The sequence below is a fragment of the Anaerobacillus sp. 63XJN7_5_ISO-PGPR-S23-430 genome (assembly GCF_056173695.1).
Map to the genome: position 1 here is coordinate 2,876,747 of NZ_CM149686.1, position 17,618 is coordinate 2,894,364.

The 17,618-nt window shown below is 41.0% G+C and carries 18 protein-coding genes; 2 read left to right on the top strand and 16 right to left on the bottom strand.

Annotation, left to right across the window (positions count from 1 at the left end):
- Positions 1–66 precede the first annotated feature (66 nt).
- Entirely contained in the window at positions 67–1,620 is a 1,554-nt protein-coding gene (gene spoVB / locus AC0VYJ_RS15215) for a stage V sporulation protein B (RefSeq protein WP_475365542.1), read from the top strand.
- Between the two features lie 29 nt (positions 1,621–1,649).
- On the opposite strand, the gene AC0VYJ_RS15220 is transcribed toward spoVB, so the two are convergent.
- Both AC0VYJ_RS15220 and AC0VYJ_RS15225 read right to left on the bottom strand, forming a co-directional pair.
- The gene (locus tag AC0VYJ_RS15220) at positions 1,650–2,315 is read right to left on the bottom strand and encodes a YetF domain-containing protein (protein WP_430244073.1); all 666 of its coding nucleotides are present in this window, start codon (positions 2,313–2,315) and stop codon (positions 1,650–1,652) included.
- A 154-nt stretch (positions 2,316–2,469) separates the two neighbouring features.
- Entirely contained in the window at positions 2,470–3,819 is a 1,350-nt protein-coding gene (locus AC0VYJ_RS15225) for an ArsB/NhaD family transporter (RefSeq protein ID WP_430244071.1), read from the bottom strand.
- 67 nt (positions 3,820–3,886) lie between these two features.
- Here AC0VYJ_RS15225 and AC0VYJ_RS15230 point away from each other — a divergent pair, with 67 nt between their 5' ends.
- A complete protein-coding gene (locus tag AC0VYJ_RS15230; protein ID WP_194219419.1) occupies positions 3,887–4,276 on the top strand; it encodes a TIGR04086 family membrane protein in 390 nt (129 codons plus the stop codon).
- A gap of 42 nt (positions 4,277–4,318) precedes the next feature.
- On the opposite strand, the gene yajC is transcribed toward AC0VYJ_RS15230, so the two are convergent.
- The 14 genes from yajC to nadB all read right to left on the bottom strand — a co-directional run bounded on the left by yajC (position 4,319) and on the right by nadB (position 17,508).
- A complete protein-coding gene (gene yajC, locus AC0VYJ_RS15235) occupies positions 4,319–4,591 on the bottom strand; it encodes a preprotein translocase subunit YajC (protein WP_194219645.1) in 273 nt (90 codons plus the stop codon).
- 40 nt (positions 4,592–4,631) lie between these two features.
- Positions 4,632–5,774, bottom strand: coding sequence for a tRNA guanosine(34) transglycosylase Tgt (gene tgt / locus AC0VYJ_RS15240; protein ID WP_194219418.1), 1,143 nt, complete (start codon positions 5,772–5,774; stop codon positions 4,632–4,634).
- Positions 5,771–6,817, bottom strand: coding sequence for a tRNA preQ1(34) S-adenosylmethionine ribosyltransferase-isomerase QueA (gene queA / locus AC0VYJ_RS15245; RefSeq protein ID WP_475365543.1), 1,047 nt, complete (start codon positions 6,815–6,817; stop codon positions 5,771–5,773). The genes tgt and queA overlap by 4 nt, the downstream gene beginning before the upstream one ends.
- A 127-nt stretch (positions 6,818–6,944) precedes the next feature.
- Positions 6,945–7,142 carry a DUF2905 domain-containing protein gene (locus tag AC0VYJ_RS15250; RefSeq protein WP_194219416.1) on the bottom strand — a complete coding sequence of 66 codons (198 nt, stop codon included), beginning with the start codon at positions 7,140–7,142 and terminating at the stop codon, positions 6,945–6,947.
- A gap of 2 nt (positions 7,143–7,144) precedes the next feature.
- Complete coding sequence (ruvB, locus tag AC0VYJ_RS15255; protein WP_194219415.1) at positions 7,145–8,143, bottom strand: Holliday junction branch migration DNA helicase RuvB; 999 nt, start codon at positions 8,141–8,143, stop codon at positions 7,145–7,147.
- 12 nt (positions 8,144–8,155) lie between these two features.
- Positions 8,156–8,758: a Holliday junction branch migration protein RuvA gene (gene ruvA / locus AC0VYJ_RS15260; protein ID WP_283153937.1), complete on the bottom strand. Its 603-nt coding sequence runs from the start codon at positions 8,756–8,758 to the stop codon at positions 8,156–8,158.
- Positions 8,759–8,885: 127 nt separating this feature from the next.
- Complete coding sequence (locus AC0VYJ_RS15265; protein ID WP_430244061.1) at positions 8,886–9,422, bottom strand: BofC C-terminal domain-containing protein; 537 nt, start codon at positions 9,420–9,422, stop codon at positions 8,886–8,888.
- Between the two features lie 102 nt (positions 9,423–9,524).
- Positions 9,525–10,274 carry a YebC/PmpR family DNA-binding transcriptional regulator gene (locus AC0VYJ_RS15270; RefSeq protein WP_475365544.1) on the bottom strand — a complete coding sequence of 250 codons (750 nt, stop codon included), beginning with the start codon at positions 10,272–10,274 and terminating at the stop codon, positions 9,525–9,527.
- 114 nt (positions 10,275–10,388) lie between these two features.
- On the bottom strand, positions 10,389–11,015 hold the full coding sequence (locus tag AC0VYJ_RS15275) for a YhcN/YlaJ family sporulation lipoprotein (RefSeq protein ID WP_404681463.1): 627 nt from the start codon (positions 11,013–11,015) through the stop codon (positions 10,389–10,391).
- 77 nt (positions 11,016–11,092) lie between these two features.
- On the bottom strand, positions 11,093–12,004 hold the full coding sequence (locus tag AC0VYJ_RS15280; RefSeq protein WP_475365545.1) for a phosphotransferase: 912 nt from the start codon (positions 12,002–12,004) through the stop codon (positions 11,093–11,095).
- Positions 11,988–13,874, bottom strand: a complete 1,887-nt coding sequence (safA, locus tag AC0VYJ_RS15285) for a SafA/ExsA family spore coat assembly protein (RefSeq protein ID WP_475365546.1) — start codon at positions 13,872–13,874, stop codon at positions 11,988–11,990. The genes AC0VYJ_RS15280 and safA overlap by 17 nt, the downstream gene beginning before the upstream one ends.
- A gap of 187 nt (positions 13,875–14,061) precedes the next feature.
- Positions 14,062–15,165: a quinolinate synthase NadA gene (gene nadA / locus AC0VYJ_RS15290; protein WP_475365547.1), complete on the bottom strand. Its 1,104-nt coding sequence runs from the start codon at positions 15,163–15,165 to the stop codon at positions 14,062–14,064.
- Positions 15,162–16,004: a carboxylating nicotinate-nucleotide diphosphorylase gene (nadC, locus tag AC0VYJ_RS15295; protein ID WP_430244046.1), complete on the bottom strand. Its 843-nt coding sequence runs from the start codon at positions 16,002–16,004 to the stop codon at positions 15,162–15,164. The genes nadA and nadC overlap by 4 nt, the downstream gene beginning before the upstream one ends.
- Positions 15,958–17,508 carry an L-aspartate oxidase gene (gene nadB / locus AC0VYJ_RS15300; RefSeq protein ID WP_475365548.1) on the bottom strand — a complete coding sequence of 517 codons (1,551 nt, stop codon included), beginning with the start codon at positions 17,506–17,508 and terminating at the stop codon, positions 15,958–15,960. Before nadB ends, nadC begins: the two co-directional genes overlap by 47 nt.
- Positions 17,509–17,618 lie beyond the last annotated feature (110 nt).

Sequence of the window (17,618 nt, forward strand, 5' to 3'; positions counted from 1 at the left end):
TGATAAAAAATATCTAGACTTTTCTACAATTTCGCAGGTGCATTCTGGATAGAAAGTAGGGTGAATATGTCAAAGCAAACCTTTCTTAGAGGGACTCTTTTTCTCATTCTCGCCGGGTTAATTACAAAGGTACTAGGCTTTATTAACCGTATAGTGATGGTTCGTGTGATGGGCGAAGAAGGTGTCGGTCTTTATATGATGGCTGTCCCAACGCTAATTCTAACCATTACATTAACACGTATGGGACTCCCCGTTGCAATCTCAAAGATGGTCGCGGAAGCGGATGCCGGTGGAGATCGACAAAAGATTAAACGAATTTTAATTGTATCGCTCTCCATTACCACTGTCCTTAGTGTCATTTTTACGACAATTATGGTACTAGCTGCACCTTTCTTATCAAAAGAAGTTTTCACAGACGACCGTACCTTTTATCCTCTTATTGCTATCGCTCCAGTTGTATCGATTGTAGCTCTTTCCTCTGTGCTAAGAGGCTATTTTCAAGGATTACAAAACATGCGACCTTCTGCTTATTCCCAAGTAATCGAGCAAATTGTCCGCATTTGCCTTGTAGCGGTTCTAACAGGAGCTTTCCTCCCATACGGTGTTGAGTTTGCAGCTGCGGGCGCTATGATTTCCGTTGTTCTCGGAGAACTTGCTTCCTTACTATTTATGTTCTCGATGTTCAAAATGAAGAAGCGCATTAAAATTCGAAGCGGTTTTTTCAATTATTTAAAAGGCGGGAGGGAAACATTTAACAGCTTAATGAAAATTTCCCTACCTACAACAGGAAGCCAGTTAATTGGTTCGTTATCTTATTTCTTTGAGCCAATCATGGTTGCCCGTAGTCTGGCGATGGCTGGTGTTGCGACAACGCTTGCCACCACACAATACGGGCATTTATCAGGCCTTGCCATCCCACTCCTTTTTCTGCCTACTTTTATTACGTATTCCTTACAAGTCTCACTCGTCCCCGCAATCAGTGAGGCTCACGCTCAGAAACAATACAAACAGATTCAGCATCGTCTCAGCCAGGCGATTCGACTATCCATGGTTGCAGGTGGCCTTTCAGTTGTTGTTACGTATATTTTTGCCGTTCCTTTAATGGATATTATGTATCAAGCACCTCATGTAGCTATCTATGTGCAAGTAATGGCTCCTTTCTTTTTCTTCTACTATTTTCAAGGACCACTTGCGGCCGCACTTCAAGCTTTAGATTTAGCTAAAGCAGCGATGATCAATAGCTTCATCGGAGCAGGCGTAAAGCTCACCGCCATCTTCTTCCTAGCTTCAAGACCTGAACTCGGCATTATGGGGGCTGCTCTAGCGATTGTTATTGGGATATTACTTGTAACGCTTCTCCATTTTGCAACACTCGTAAAAGCAATTGGTTTCTCCATCGTAGTGAGTGATTTATTGAAAGGGGTTGCGTCCATTATTGGTGCCGGAGTTGCTGGTCACTTTCTGTATGAGAACCTCGCTTCTTCATCATCAGATATACTCGGTACGTTTGTTGCTATTTGTGTAACATCAATTATTTATTGCATCGTCCTTCTATTACTTGGGTTAATTAATCGAAATGATCTTAGAAGAATCCCTCTTATCGGAAAATATGTGCATTAAATGAAGAGAAAAAAAGGTAACCGCTCTGGTTACCTTTTTTCATTCTTTAAATCAATAAAAAAGCTGCCATTCTTATGAAGAGAACAAAATGAGATACGTTTAATATCCTTATGACCCACTTTTCTTAATTCCTGACGAAGCCATAAAGCTGTTTTTCCAATTCGTTCAAGATGTTCCTCCTGTACTTTCCCGTCGAGAATGAGAGGGAGTGGCATCAATGTCTCTGGATGTTCCTTCTTATCATCTTCCTCTTTTCTAATGACAGATAGCTTTCCAGAAGGCTCAAGGATGGCGAATTCCACGTCCGAAACAGAAGCAACGTTATTTTCTCTCAGTTGAATAAGCAAATCATCAAAGTTATACCGTTGTTTTTTCATTTCGATCTCATCAATTCGACCACGATCAATTAAAACAGACGGCTTTCCATCTACAATTTCTCTAACCTTCTCACTTTTTAATGAAATATAAGCCATAATCATTTGAATAAGTACTAGAATGACCATTGGAACAATTGTATTTATCATTGGCGTTTGAGGGTCTTCAATTGACATAACGGCAAGCTCAGCAATCATAATGGAGACAACAAAATCAAGAATGCTTAACTGACCAATTTCTCGTTTTCCCATGACTCGAAAAACAAAAATGATGACAAAATATAAAACAAGTGTCCTCATTATGACTGTCATAAATTCCATCCCTGAATCCCTCCTTCCAGTCTTGTTTTGATTAGTGTAACCATGTTTCAGCTCAGCATGAGGGAATGTATTGGAAAAACGGATTTTTACATTTCATTAAAATAACGTGTGAACCAAAGATAGGATGATCTTAGCACAAATAAAAAAGCTTCCCTCAATAGTAGGGAAGCAAATAGCGGAAATAAATGTAGATTGTACTAATGGCAAGTGAAACACAAACAACAGGTATTCCGATTTTCAAAAATTCAATAAAGCGAACTTCTTGTTTATCTTTCAGCGCTAGACCTGCTACTACTACGTTTGCTGAAGCACCGATTAACGTTCCGTTCCCCCCAAGACATGAGCCTAAGGCAAGCGACCACCACAATGGATCAAGGTTTGTCATTCCATAACCCGAAAATTCCGTAATGACAGGAATCATCGCTGCTACAAATGGAATATTATCTAAAAAGGCTGAAAGAAAACCAGATCCCCATAAAATCACAAGCGATGTTTTAGGCAAATCGCCGTCCGTGTATAAGAGAATACTTCTCGCCACTTCATCAATAATCCCTACTTCCTCTAATCCACCGATTAAAATGAACAATCCAATAAAGAAGAACAGGGTCACCCATTCAATTGACTCGAAAACCTCTTCAATCTTGTGTTCATTTTGTGTGATGAGTAATAAGAGGACCGCTCCTGCCATCGCAATGTTAGTTAGCTCTGTATGTAAAATAGGATGTAGCAGAAAGCCTGAAATCGTCATTAGCAGAACGACCGACGATTTATAAAGAAGAGGCCCTCTCTTTAAATAATCATCTGCATTAATTCGAAGCAACGTTTGTCGATGGTCGTCATCTACAGTCAATCCCTTTCGATATAAAAATAAAAGACCTGTCATGATCACGGCATAAATGACAACAACCACTGGTGCCAGATTATATAGAAAATCATTAAAGTCTAAATGATCAACAGCCTGCCCGATCATAATGTTCGGCGGATCACCAATCAACGTTGCTGTTCCACCTATATTAGAAGATAAAATAACAGTTACTAAAAAGGGCATGCTTGTAATTTTAAGTATCCTTGTTAAGGTAAGAGTAATTGGTACGAGAAGAAGAACGGTGGTCACATTATCTAATAAAGCTGATCCAACTGCAGTCAATGTCCCTATTACAGCAAGTAGCGGCAGCGGTTTTCCTTGTACCTGTTGCGCAAGTTTGATGGAAATATATTCAAACAATCCATTCTGACTTGTAATGGAGACAAGAATCATCATTGAAAACAATAATGCAATCGTATTCCAATCAACGTGGTTCATGAAAGCAGAATCTGTGGTTGTAATTCCTGAAAGTAGCATGAGAAGACCACCGCCACAGGCAACGATCGCACGATTAATTTTCTCAGTTAATATGCCGACATAAGCAAGAACAAATATGATGAGCGCGATGATCATTTCCAATCCATGCTGCCCCTTCCCTGTCCCGTTTCTAACATCGTATGACGAGCTGTTCGATTTCATGAATAGACTTCTATTTCCTTCTCAAACGAATAGAATGTACAAACTATCTCGTTTAAGGAGGAAGACAATGAGATCGAAACATGCAGTCTCAAGTATGGGCTCAGGGCTATTAGCAATAATCGTGATTGTGCTTGCAACTAGCGTGCTTTTTTCTTTAATTCTTCGTTTCACATCTGTATCAGAAAACGGACTGAGCCCGTTCATTATTGTTGCTACCGTTATTGCATTTTTTATAGGTGGCTTTATTTCAGGTGGGAAAGGAGGAGAACGCGGTTGGCTACTAGGAGGAGGAACAGCCATTATGTACGTCATTCTCCTCTTTCTCATTCAGTATCTGGGTTACAGAATAAACATGAATCTTGAACAATTGCTTTACCATGCTGGTTATGGTCTGATTTGCATTCTAGGAGGAATCATGGGGGTAAATGTTAGAGGCGGAAATCATCGAGAGGCTTAGACGAACAAAGAGCGCCCTCTGATGAGGACGCTCTTTATTATGTTACTTGCTGTTTTCAGTGATTGATTCGCGGATAGCCGCTCGGTCAAACACCATTTTTGTACCGTCTGTAGTACGGATTGTAATTGTACCTTCATCCATTGCATCAATGATGCCATGCATACCACCGATCGTTACAACTTTATTTCCTTTTTCTAAGCTTGCTTGCATTTCTTTCGTTTTCTTTTGACGCTTCTGTTGCGGGCGAATCAAAAGGAAATAGAAAATCGCAAACATTAGTAGAAGCGGGACTATATTCATTAACGTAGAACCCATATTCATTTCACCCCTTTCCAGCAATCATACAATCTATGGATTAAAAGTTTTTCGCATTTGGTTTATTAAACCCATATTGTTCAAAAAACTCATCCTTAAAGTCCAGGAGACGATCATCCATAATCGCCTGCCTAACTTGCTTCATCAAGTTTAACAGAAAATAGAGATTATGGTAAGTCGTTAATCTAAAGCCAAATGTTTCATTGGATTTTACAAGATGACGAATATACGCCCTTGAATAATTGCGGCAGACATGACAATCACAATTCTCGTCAAGCGGACGGAAATCACGTGCATATTTTGCATTTCGAACGACTAGACGACCATTACTAGTCATTAGTGTTCCATTTCGCGCGATACGAGTAGGAAGAACACAATCAAACATATCCACGCCTCGAATAGCTCCGTCAATAAGAGAATCTGGTGAACCAACCCCCATTAAATAACGAGGTTTCTGAGTTGGAAGGTGAGGTGTCGTAAACTCGAGCACGCGATTCATCACGTCTTTCGGTTCACCTACTGAAAGGCCTCCAATAGCATAGCCCGGGAAATCAAGTGAAACAAGATCCTCAGCACTTTGTTTTCTTAACTCTTCATACTCTCCACCTTGAACAATTCCAAACAACCCCTGGATGTCTTTTCGTTCATGAGCTGTCAGGCATCGTTCAGCCCAGCGACTCGTACGCTCAACAGAACTTTTCATGTAATCAAATTCTGCTGGGTATGGAGGACACTCATCGAATGCCATCATAATATCAGAACCGAGTGCATTTTGGATTTCCATTGCGCCTTCTGGAGATAAGAATAACTTCTCACCGCTCATGTGATTCCGAAAATGAACGCCTTTTTCCTCAATCTGTCTCAGGTCACTTAAGCTAAAGACCTGAAATCCTCCAGAATCCGTAAGAATCGGCTGATCCCAGTTCATAAATTTATGAAGGCCCCCAGCTTCTTTGACAATATCATGACCAGGACGAAGCCAAAGATGATACGTGTTACTAAGGATAACGCCAGCGCCCATTTCTTTTAGTTCTTCTGGACTCATCGTTTTCACTGTCGCAAGTGTTCCAACAGGCATAAACATCGGTGTATCAAACGTACCATGTGGCGTGTGCAACTTTCCAAGACGTGCCCCACTTTGTTTACACGTTTTTATTAATTCATAGCGAATTGGTTCTGTCATTCTTTCATACTCCCTTCCAAAATCAACATTGCATCACCAAAACTGAAGAAGCGATACTCTTCCTCAACAGCCGTGCGATAAGCAGAAAGCACAAAATCTCTTCCCGCAAGGGCACTCACGAGCATGATCAATGTTGACTGAGGCAGGTGAAAGTTTGTAATCAGCCCATCGATTGCTTTAAAAGTATAACCCGGATAAATAAAAATGTCGGTCCAACCAGAAGCTTCTTCAAATTGTCCATCATGTGCTGATGCCACGGTTTCAAGTGTTCTCGTTGAAGTAGTACCGACAGAAATGATTCGGCCTCCCGATTCCCTTACACTGTTCAACAGTTCAGCGGTGCCCTTTGTCAGTTGATAAAATTCCCCGTGCATTTCATGTTCAAGAATATTATCGACGGAAACTGGTCGGAAAGTGCCAAGACCCACATGAAGTGTGATAAATGCGACATGAACACCTTTATCTTCAAGACGCTGAAGCATTTCTTCTGTGAAGTGGAGGCCAGCAGTTGGTGCTGCTGCAGATCCTCTATGCTTAGCAAAAACGGTTTGATATCGTTCTTGATCATCGAGCGTTTCAGTAATATATGGTGGAAGAGGCATTTCGCCAAGCTGATCAAGAATTTCATAGAAAACGCCTTCGTATTGAAACTCTAATACTCGTCCGCCATGTTCAAGTGACTCTTTGCATACGGCTGTTAGACGTCCATCGCCAAATGAAATCACAGTGCCTGGCTTCACTCGCTTAGCCGGTTTAACAAGAGTCTCCCATTGATCCTCTTCCATTTGCTTAAGAAGCAGCACTTCAATTTTAGCTCCTGTTTCTTCTTTTAATCCATACAATCTAGCTGGCATGACTCGTGTATCATTCAACACAAGACAATCACCGGGATTTATGTAATCCTCTAAATTGGAGAATTCGCGATGCTGAAGCTTTTGCTTTAATGGATCTAATACCATCAATCTGGACTTAGTCCGTTCCTTTAACGGCGTTTGAGCAATTAACCGTTCTGGAAGTTCAAAATCAAAATCATTTACGTTCATTTTATTCACCACTGTTTCTAGAAAGTGTTCAACTTTATTGATTTTACCACAGCTCTACCTGTTGGCGCACCCTTAAGGGGCAGTTCCCCTTCTACCATGTTGAAAATGGCGTTTGGAAAGCTGCCCCTTATCTGAACTTACCTATAATAAAAAAGAGTAAAGACAAGGCAATACTAACGACTATTGAGGTTACAATCGGGAAAAAAAACGTAGTGTTTCCTTTTTTGATTACGATGTCACCAGGTAATTTCCCAATAAAGGACCACAACACACCAATGGCCAAGAAGGCGATCCCTAAGATAATAAACAGTTTTGAAATTCCCATCGCTATTGAGGAATCTCCATACCAAAGTGATCATATACCTGATGAGTAACCATACGTCCACGAGGTGTACGCTGAAGAAATCCAATTTGAAGAAGATAGGGTTCATACACGTCTTCAATGGTATGACTTTCTTCACCAATCGTTGCTGCAATTGTATCTACTCCTACAGGACCTCCACGGAATTTCTCTATGATGGCTAATAGAAGCTTGTGATCGATATGATCAAGTCCAAGAGGATCGACTTGCATCATCTCAAGAGCCTGAGAAGCAAGCGAATGCGAAATGACGCCATCCCCTTTCACCTGTGCAAAATCCCTTACACGTTTTAGCAAGCGATTGGCAATTCTAGGGGTCCCTCGCGATCTTCGGGCAAGTTCAACAGCAGCAGCGTGGTCCATTTCAACATCGAAAATGTCAGCTGTTCTCATTAAAATAGTTTGAAGTTCATCTTCAAGATAATACTCTAATCTACTCAGTACGCCGAAACGATCTCGTAAAGGCGCCGTTAATAGTCCAGCCCTTGTCGTAGCGCCTACTAGGGTGAACGGTGGCAGATCCAAACGAACAGATCTTGCCGTTTCGCCTTTTCCTATTACAATATCTAGACAGTAGTCTTCCATCGCAGGATAAAGAACTTCTTCAACACTTCGAGGTAGTCGATGTATTTCATCGATAAATAAAACATCCCCAGGTTCAAGGGCGGTTAATATAGCTGCAAGATCACCAGGTCTTTCAATCGCAGGACCTGATGTTGTACGCAAATTCACTTCCATCTCGTTTGCAATAATGGCCGAGAGAGTCGTTTTACCTAGACCAGGAGGGCCGTACAACAGCACATGATCTAAGGGCTCTTCACGCATTTTAGCCGCTTCAATAAACACTTCAAGATTTCGCTTTACCTTTTCTTGTCCAATATATTGACTTAATCGCTGAGGACGGAGGCTATATTCTACGGATGAGTCGTCACCGACCTGCTCTCCTGATAGAATTCGATCTTCCACTTTACTCCCTCCTTATTGCTTCAGCATAAGCTGAAGGGCTTTTTTAATATACTGATCTGTCGTTAACGTTTCTTCAACTAGCTTTGGTTTAATCTTCTTAATTTCTCGTTCAGCATACCCAAGAGCTTTCAATGCTTCTAGCGCTTCTTCTAGCTCATGAGCACCCTCTTCTTGAACTTCATCCACTGCAAACAATCCCTCAGTGGGAGCGCCAAAGCCTTTAAGCTTACCTTTTAGATCTAGAATGATTTGTCTGGCAGTTTTCTTACCAACGCCAGGAAACTTTGTTAGAAATTTCTCATCTTCCATTTCAATGGCACTCACAACTTTATCAGGTTCACCAGTCGCTAAAATGGCCACAGCTCCCTTAGGACCGATACCGGAAACATTTAGAAGCTTCTCAAACAAAAGTCGCTCTTCCCGTGTTGGAAATCCATAAAGGGCAATGAGATCTTCTCTAACGTAATGATGCGTAAAAATTTGAATCGATTGATTACGGTACTTCTGAAATTCAAAAGGATTCCCACAATAAATTTTATATCCTATCGCATTCGATTCTACAACAATGTATTCTGTATCAATATATTCAACCGTGCCTTTAATATATTCTATCAAAGCTACTCTCTCCCCTGTACATACGAACATGTATTTCTATCTCTCCATTCTACCATAAAAAGATGAAAAGCGGAGACGAGCGTTTAGAAACGGAGATAAGCGTCTAAATCAAAAGAAGAACCTGCCCTTACTGGACAGGTTCTTCTTTTTTAATTTTAGAAAAAGACTGGATGACGTCTTCAAACTGATACCATGACTCTACTGGAATTCCTTCCATAAGCTGCTCTCTTCTTTGACTTTCTAGCTTTCCTACATCAATTTGAAAAAATGTTTGAATGACTTTCTCTTCTGCCGGAATTCCATCAAATATCGTAAGAATGCCATCCTCTGTTAATCCAAAATGTCCATTTTGTTTACTCGCAGGCGAAATATCTTCTAGATTCCGTTCAAATATCATTCGTCCTTCTTCTTGATCTACAAGTTGCCAATCAGCGTATTGACTCCAAAAGTCTTCCATTGCCCATATGGTTTCATATACAGATTGGTTCGTTGAAACACCGTCCGCATAATTTGTTCTCAATACAACTTCAACAACTAGTGGTCCTTTTTCTTGAGTTTTGGTTCCTGTAACCGGTGATATGCCATCTCCTTCATAAGCCACGGCCGATGTTCCTCCAAGAACAAGAAGTATACCTAATAGAAGGAGTGGATAAAGGCTTTTCATATGTTTCCAACACCTTTCTTCCATTTTCAAGAAGTTCATGCCGTTAGCGTTTCCATTTTATTGAGGAATATGCATCAAAAAAAGCTACAGAAAAACTGTAGCTCACAATTGATCATAAACATCATCATTTATTTCAGCATTATGATAAACATCTTGCACATCATCGTTATCTTCAAGCATATCAATTAGCTTTAACATATGAAGCCCATCTTCATCTTCTAGTGGAGCATACGTTTCTGGAATCATCGTGACTTCAGTGGAAGAGAAACTTAATCCGCTCGCTTGTAATTGGTGCTTTACATCTTGGAATTCCTGGGGATCGGTATAAATCTCATAAGCATCCTCATTTGTTTCCATTTCTTCAGCCCCGGCTTCAATAACCTGAAGCATCAATTCATCTCCATCGAGATCATTTTCGGAACGATCGATCACAAGGAGACCTTTTCGGTTAAATAAGAATGAAACACAGCCATTTTCGCCCATATTCCCTTTATTTTTACTAAAGGCATGACGCACATCTGCTGCAGCTCGATTTTTATTATCGGTAAGTAGTTGAACCATAATGGCGGCACCACCTGGGCCATATCCTTCGTATGTCACGTTATCATATTGAACACCGTCTAAATCCCCTGTAGCTTTCTTAATTGCTCGATCAATGTTTTCGTTAGGCATATTTGATGATTTAGCCTTGTCCACAGCAAGCCTTAATGAGGGATTCGTTTCCGGATCGCCCCCTCCTTGCTTGGCAGCTACAAAGATTTCCTTAGCTAGCTTCATAAATACTTTTCCACGTTTAGCATCTTGAGCGTTTTTTCTACGCTGTATATTTTTCCATTTGGAATGTCCTGCCATCTAAGAGAACTCCTTTCAAATGAACTGATTTCCCAACTATATCATAGGGCTCAAGTCTCCGAAAAGAGTTTTGCATATGTAGTCGAGCAGGCTACTGCCCGCTCGTTATTTTTATTATTTATTGTTTTCAAATGGACGTTTTGCAGCATTTCCGATGTCATCTAATATGCCATTCACATCTGCCTGTACCTCTTCAAAACCATCTCCATCTTCGAGACGGTTATTAACATCGCCCATTCGACCAAACACATTTTCATCTGTTGAAATTGACACATTCTTTTGCTTTGTTACTTTTGCTACCTCGCTGCGAACCTTGTCTTTAACATCTGCATCGTTTTGGTCGTTTGTATCAACGGCAATCATAATTTGATCACCATATACGATAACTCGAGCATCATCCACGTTCTTAAGCTTATTGATTCGTTTAGCTAGTCGTGTAGAAAGCTCATTATCATAACCTGAATAATTGTTATCTGTACGCATATATCCAGGGCCATTCATGCCATTTCGCTTATCGATTTGCTTTTTGTCAGGGGCCTTAACTCCGTTTGAATAGTCACGATCAATCATATCCGTTACTGCACCTTCACGGTAATCACCGTTATTATCTTCACTCGTGTAGTAACCAATTGGACGTGCGGAGTCGTTATAACGCGTATCCATCGCCTCATTATCAGCTGTACAGCCGATCAAACCACCTGCGAGCATCATCGTTGAAAGCGTCAAGACTGTTTTCTTCATATTTAAAACCTCCTTTCACCTTTAGAATGTGAGGAGGCTTATCATTTTAATCTGTTAGTTCTAGGTAACACAGGGACCTACTTCAGAATCGAATTAATAAACCGTGATCTAAGGTTGTTTTGTTGTCTCATTTTAACTAATAGGGCACTTCTTCCATTTGGATTCATCAACCATTCTCGGTAGAAATCGGCAGGATAGGCTAGAAGCCTACACAACAAAGGGTTCTCTAAGCAATGTCGAACAGTCGGGATATGAGATCGTGACCATTCATCCAGTGACCAGTTAGAGTGAGGCAGCATTCGATTCATTAACTGCAAAAAGTCATATTCATGAGGGGCATAGTTCGCTAGGTCACCATCAATCAATAATAATGTATCCGTACGAAAGATAAAATTATGATGTGCGGGGTCGCCGTGAACAATGCATTTATCACGGAGAGCATTTCGTTCCAATTCTTCGATCGGTGTCATACCCGAAATGACTTCTTCCCCTACAGAAATATAATACTGAATGAATTGTTTTTCATTTGCAGATATTAGAGAAGATCCTACTTCATTCTTGAAGCGAATTAAACGGTTCGTCCACTTACGAGTAAGTGATACGGGAAAAATATCCTTACTGACTAATCCTATACTTTCTTGATGAAAGTGTGCTACTTTCTCAATCGCTAAAAGCCGATCTTCTTTCAATGAGTAATTGAGCGTTCGTCCCTCCATTGTTTTCATACAGGCAAAATATACTCCCCCGTCTTCCTTAAGCCAATCGCCATCTGGAAATGGAATGAAAGTAATAAAAGAATCTGAACAGTGATGTGAGAGGTGTATTTGTTTTCTTAACGTTTCCTTTTTTACAGATCCTTTCATATAAACCGATACGCCAGTAATCAATCTGCCCTTCCAAACAAATGAATTAACACGTTCTAAATGAAGAAAAAAAGGACGTACCCTTTCCAGGATACCGTCCTCTTTTTCCTTAGCGTGATTCTGCATAGCTACTTTCCATGCCCATGTAATCATCCATCATTGGCGCTTTATTCGCTCCCTGAACAAATCCCGGATTCGCATATTGCGGCATTTGGTGATATGGTGAAACGTTCGGATTCCCACCACATCCACAGTCGTGCTGTTGATAAGGTGATACCATTGGCTGGTTCGGATAACCCGGAGGCATCATCATGCCTGCTACGTTCTCATTTGGATAGCCATAAGCTCCCATTACAGCTTCAGGATATTCTTCATTTCCTTTATGGCCATAAGGTGATGGCATACCATTCCCATTCATTGAAGCACCTGCGACGTTTGGGTAGCCCATATTCATTTGCGGATAACCGGAAGCTGCACCTGCTACAGCACCTGGGTATCCACCATTGTTCCCTTTGTGTCCGTAACCTTCATACGCACCCGCTACGTTTTGATTTGAATAACCCAGGTTCCCATCATATTGCATGCCACCTACTGAGCCTGGGTACCCACCATTGTTATCTTTGTGCCCATAACCATCATACGCACCCGCTACGTTTTGATTTGGGTAACCCTGATTCCCATCATATTGCATGCCACCTACTGAGCCTGGGTACCCACCATTGTTATCTTTGTGCCCATAACCATCATACGCACCCGCTACGTTTTGATTTGGATAACCCTGGTTCCCATCATATTGCATGCCACCTACTGAGCCTGGGTACCCACCATTGTTATCTTTGTGCCCATAACCATCATACGCACCCGCTACGTTTTGATTTGGGTAACCCTGATTCCCATCATATTGCATGCCACCTACTGAGCCTGGATAGCCTGACATTTGTTGATTGGCTTTATGACCGTAGCTTGCTCCTGCTACATCTGAACTTTCTTCGCCCATTCCATAATTACTTTTATTGGCCCCACCGACCGAACTTTTATTTCCATATTGATATGCGCCTGCTACATTCTGATTAGGATAGCCGTTACCTTGATTATACGCGCCTGCTACATTCCCAGAAGGCGCACCGAAATTCGGCTGACCATACCCTTCATAAGCCCCAGCTACTTCAGAGCTTTCCTCTCCTTTATGGCCGTAATTATTCATTTCTGCTCCTGCAACTGAACCTGGATAGCCACCTTTATTTCCATAGCCTTGATACATCCCAGCCACTTCTCCTGGAGAGGCATTTTGATTACTTTTGTTCCCATAACCATCATATACACCAGCAATATTCTGGTTGTTAGGGAAGCCCATATGCGCTCCGCCTACAGAAGTTGGATACCCCGGGTAACCTCCATTGTATTCTTTGTTCGCATAATTCGTTGCACCCGCTACATTATTAGGATAGCCCTGGTTCATTGGCGGTGGGGGCATTTCCATTGATGAGGATTCAAATTCGCTCAGCACTTCTTCGTCATTCATTGGATAGAATAAATTTTCTGCTTTCTTCGCTTTCTCAACAGGTTTCTTCGCAGCTGCCTTTTTCTCTTCTACTTTCTTCTCAGCCTTCTTTTCAATAGGCTTCATTTTCTTTTCAGGCTTTATTTCTTTTGGCTTAACCTTTTTAGGCTTCTCTTCTTGAGGCATCATGTTCATATTCATGTTCATGTTCATATTCAATTCATTGTTGATCGGCATTGTCATTGAAGGCTTCTCTTTCGGCTTCATCATTGGCTTTTCTTTTTTCTTAGGCATTTCTTTTTTCATTTCTTTAATCGGCATTTCCTTCTTCTTTACCGGAACACCGCCAGATGGTATTTTCACTTTCATACCAGGCATAATCATATTAGGATTGTTAAGCTGTGAATTAACAGCTTTTAGTTGTTCAAAATCAACACCATATTTTTTAGCGATTTTCCACAAAGTATCGCCTTTTTGAACGACATGTATTTTCAAGCTAAAAAACTCCCTCCTGTAATCAGTACAATGAAATTCAGTACAGTGTATGCGTGACTGGGCAGATTGCTACCTTTTTTAAAGGATAAGATCATCACATTAATATGCAGGAGTAAGTGTAGCTATGTATAGTGTCTCTCTCTTCAATAAAAAAAGGAATCAAACATCAAGTCTGATTCCTTATCCATCATGCTCGATCAAGCATTCGATTCAATGATTTAATTGCGTAGAAAGATGTTTCTTGATCAACGATTATTTGATTCGTTTTCTTTCCACTTTGTACTTCTTCAAGCGCCCAAAGAAGGTGGGGCATATCGATTCGATTCATTGTAAGACAAGGACACATATTTGGGTTTAAAGAAACAATTCTTTTATCTGGATGTTGTTGAATGATCCGATTCACAAGATTCATTTCTGTTCCGATTGCCCATTTCGTACCTGGCTCTGCTTCCTCAATGGTTTCAATAATCATTTTAGTAGATCCTGATAAGTCAGAACGTTTAACAACGTCAAAACTGCATTCTGGATGAACAATGACGGACATATCAGGATCATTCTCTCGAATTTGTGCGATGTTTTGAACTGTAAACTTTTCATGGACGGAACAATGACCTTTCCAAAGAATCACCTTAATTGCATCATAATCTCCTTTATATTCAAGCGTATCCGTTATTGGATCCCACACTGCCATCGCTTCAAGTGGAACACCAAGGTCGTAAGCTGTATTCCGCCCAAGATGCTGATCAGGTAAAAATAGGATACGTTCTTTTTGAGTAAAACCCCACTCAACCATTGCTACAGCATTTGAAGATGTAACAGTTGCCCCTCCGTTTCTTCCAACGAATCCTTTAATAGCTGCCGTTGAATTTACATAAGTTAGGGGGAGAATGGTCTCTCCAAAAAGATTAATGAGATGGCTCCAAGCACGTTCAGTTTGATAAATATTCGCCATATCAGCCATCGAACACCCCGCTCGCATATCAGGTAAAATAACCGTTTGATCTTCTTCAGTTAAAATATCTGCTGTTTCGGCCATAAAATGAACACCACAAAAGACTATTGCTTCTGCCTTCTTATTCCGAGCGGCAAGCTGGGCAAGTTGAAGTGAATCTCCGGTATCATCTGCAAATTGAATGACTTCATCTTTTTGATAGTGATGGGCAGGTAAATACAAACGATCCCCCATCTCTGCTTTAATCGCTGTGATTTTTTCTACCATCTCTTGATCTGATAGTTCTTTGTATCGATCAGGAAGTCCGTTCGATCGCTTCAACGCATCTAAAATACTCATTTCTCTTCCCCTTTCATTCGTAAGCTAATATCAAGGCTTTTAACAGAGTGTGTTAAGCAGCCGAGTGAAATAAACTGAACACCTGAATCACGATAAGTTGCAAGGTTCTTAAGCGTGATGCCCCCAGAAGCTTCAGTTATAATGTGGTCAGGTACTAACTGCGCGTATGAAGAGACTTCTGTAGGAGAACAATTATCAAACATAATAATATCTGCTCCCGCATTCACCGCTTGACGAACTTCTATTTCAGATGACGTCTCAACTTCAATTTTGGTCATATGCCCTAAGCGACCTTTCACATGTGCTACAGCCTGTTCGATACTACCAAACTGGGCAATGTGATTATCTTTTAACATTACCCCGCTATCAAGTGTCATTCGATGATTAAATCCTCCTCCACTCCTTACTGCATACTTCTCATACATTCTTAACCCAGGCGTCGTTTTGCGTGTATCACAGATCCGAATCGATGAATCCCCCAAAATTTCCACAGCATGAGAAGTCATCGTTGCAATACCGCTCATTCGCTGTATCATATTTAAAACAACCCGTTCTCCCGTTAATATTGTGCGAACATTTCCTTTCACAGAAGCAATTACTTCACCAGTTTGAACGTGATCGCCATCTTCGACGTAAACCTCGACACAAATATCCCGATCAAGAAGTTCAAACCCGGTCTCGATTACCTGATGCCCACAAAAAACGCCAGCCTCTTTCATTACAAATAACGCCTCAGCTTGATCCTCTGAACGAAATAACAACTCACTTGATAAATCAACATTTCCAATGTCTTCAATAAAAAACTGTTCGAGATCTTTTTTGACTTTCAGCCCAATCATCGTAATATATCCCCCTGAGTATTCTTTTTTGCTTCCACTCTTGCTTCTGATCTGGATAATCTGCGCGATAATGCCCTCCTCTGCTTTCTTCACGAAGAAAAGCTGAAGTTGCCATTAACCACCCTACCTGAAACATATTGTATCGCTCGATTGACTCTATTTTTAAATCCTCAACTAGCCTCATTTCATCCAGCTGAAGCATTCTTAGCGAGTAAGCTAACCCATCACTTGTTCTCACCATTCCTACATGTTGCTCCATTATGTTTTTTAACTCATTTGTTGTTAACAAAGGTTCATGAAGTTGAAAATGTGAGCTCTCCAATTTACCTTCCGTAACGTTCCGTTTATTTTGAAGAATCCACTCCGACGCTTCACTAGCAAATACAATTCCCTCCAAAAGAGAATTGCTTGCAAGACGGTTAGCACCGTGCACACCTGTATGAGCGACCTCACCAAGAGCAAATAAACCTTCTATGGATGTTCTACCAACCTGGTCCGTCATTACTCCGCCCATAAGAAAATGGGCGCCTGGTTTCACGGGAATGAGTCCCTCAGCTAATCTTACGGCATGACTTTGACACTGCTTAGCGATTGTTGGAAATCGTTCTTCAAACTGTGAAACCTTTGATATGTCAAGGTATACAGTCGAAGCCTCTTGTTGAATCTCTCTCGCAACGACATCTCTTGGGGCGAGATCTAATTGGTCATGCTTACCTTCCATTAAACGCTTGCCTTCAACCGTTACTAAAATGCCGCCTTCTCCTCGGACAGCTTCTGAAATAAGGAACGATTGCTCGGTGTCTCCTGCATACATTGTAGGATGAAACTGCATAAATTCTAGGTCGGCTAGAACGGCTCCGGCACGATAAGCCATCGCAAGACCATCGCCCGTTATTGATAGTTCATTTGAAGTAACAGGGTAAAGTTGCCCCGCTCCTCCGGTAGCGAGAATAGTGTACGCTGCATTAATAAGCATTCTTTCACCTTCTTGATTGATCGCTTCAGCTCCAATACACTGCCCATCTTTCATTGTTAAGTCAACGATTTGATGATGCTCAATGATCGTACACTTTCTTTGAACACGCTTCATTAGCGTTAAAACAATTTCTCTCCCCGTCGCATCTCCCCCAGAATGATAAATACGTGAAACACTATGAGCTCCTTCTTTACACCTTTTATACTTTCCATCAGCTTCTTGATCAAAATGAACCCCTAAGTTTATGAGCTGATCGATTTGATCTGGTCCTTTTCTGACCAAAAGTTCCGTTAGTTCTTCATTATTATGAAAAACCCCAGCACGAATCGTATCAAAAAAATGATTTGTCCAGCTGTCTTCATCAGCTGTAGCTGCGGCAATTCCTCCTTGTGCAAGCATTGAATTGCTTTGTCCAAACTTAGACTTTGTGATAATAGTCACATTCTTTTGCGCCGAAAGAAGTTCGGCCACCATCAATCCACTCACGCCACTTCCAATTACTAATACATCTGTTTTTAGCTGATTCATGAAATCCCTTCTCTCGCTGAACAATATGGAGATTACACCAAAGTAAATTAACATGTGTCTTGACACCTATATTTACATATATTTAAATAAATAACAAGACAGAATATAAG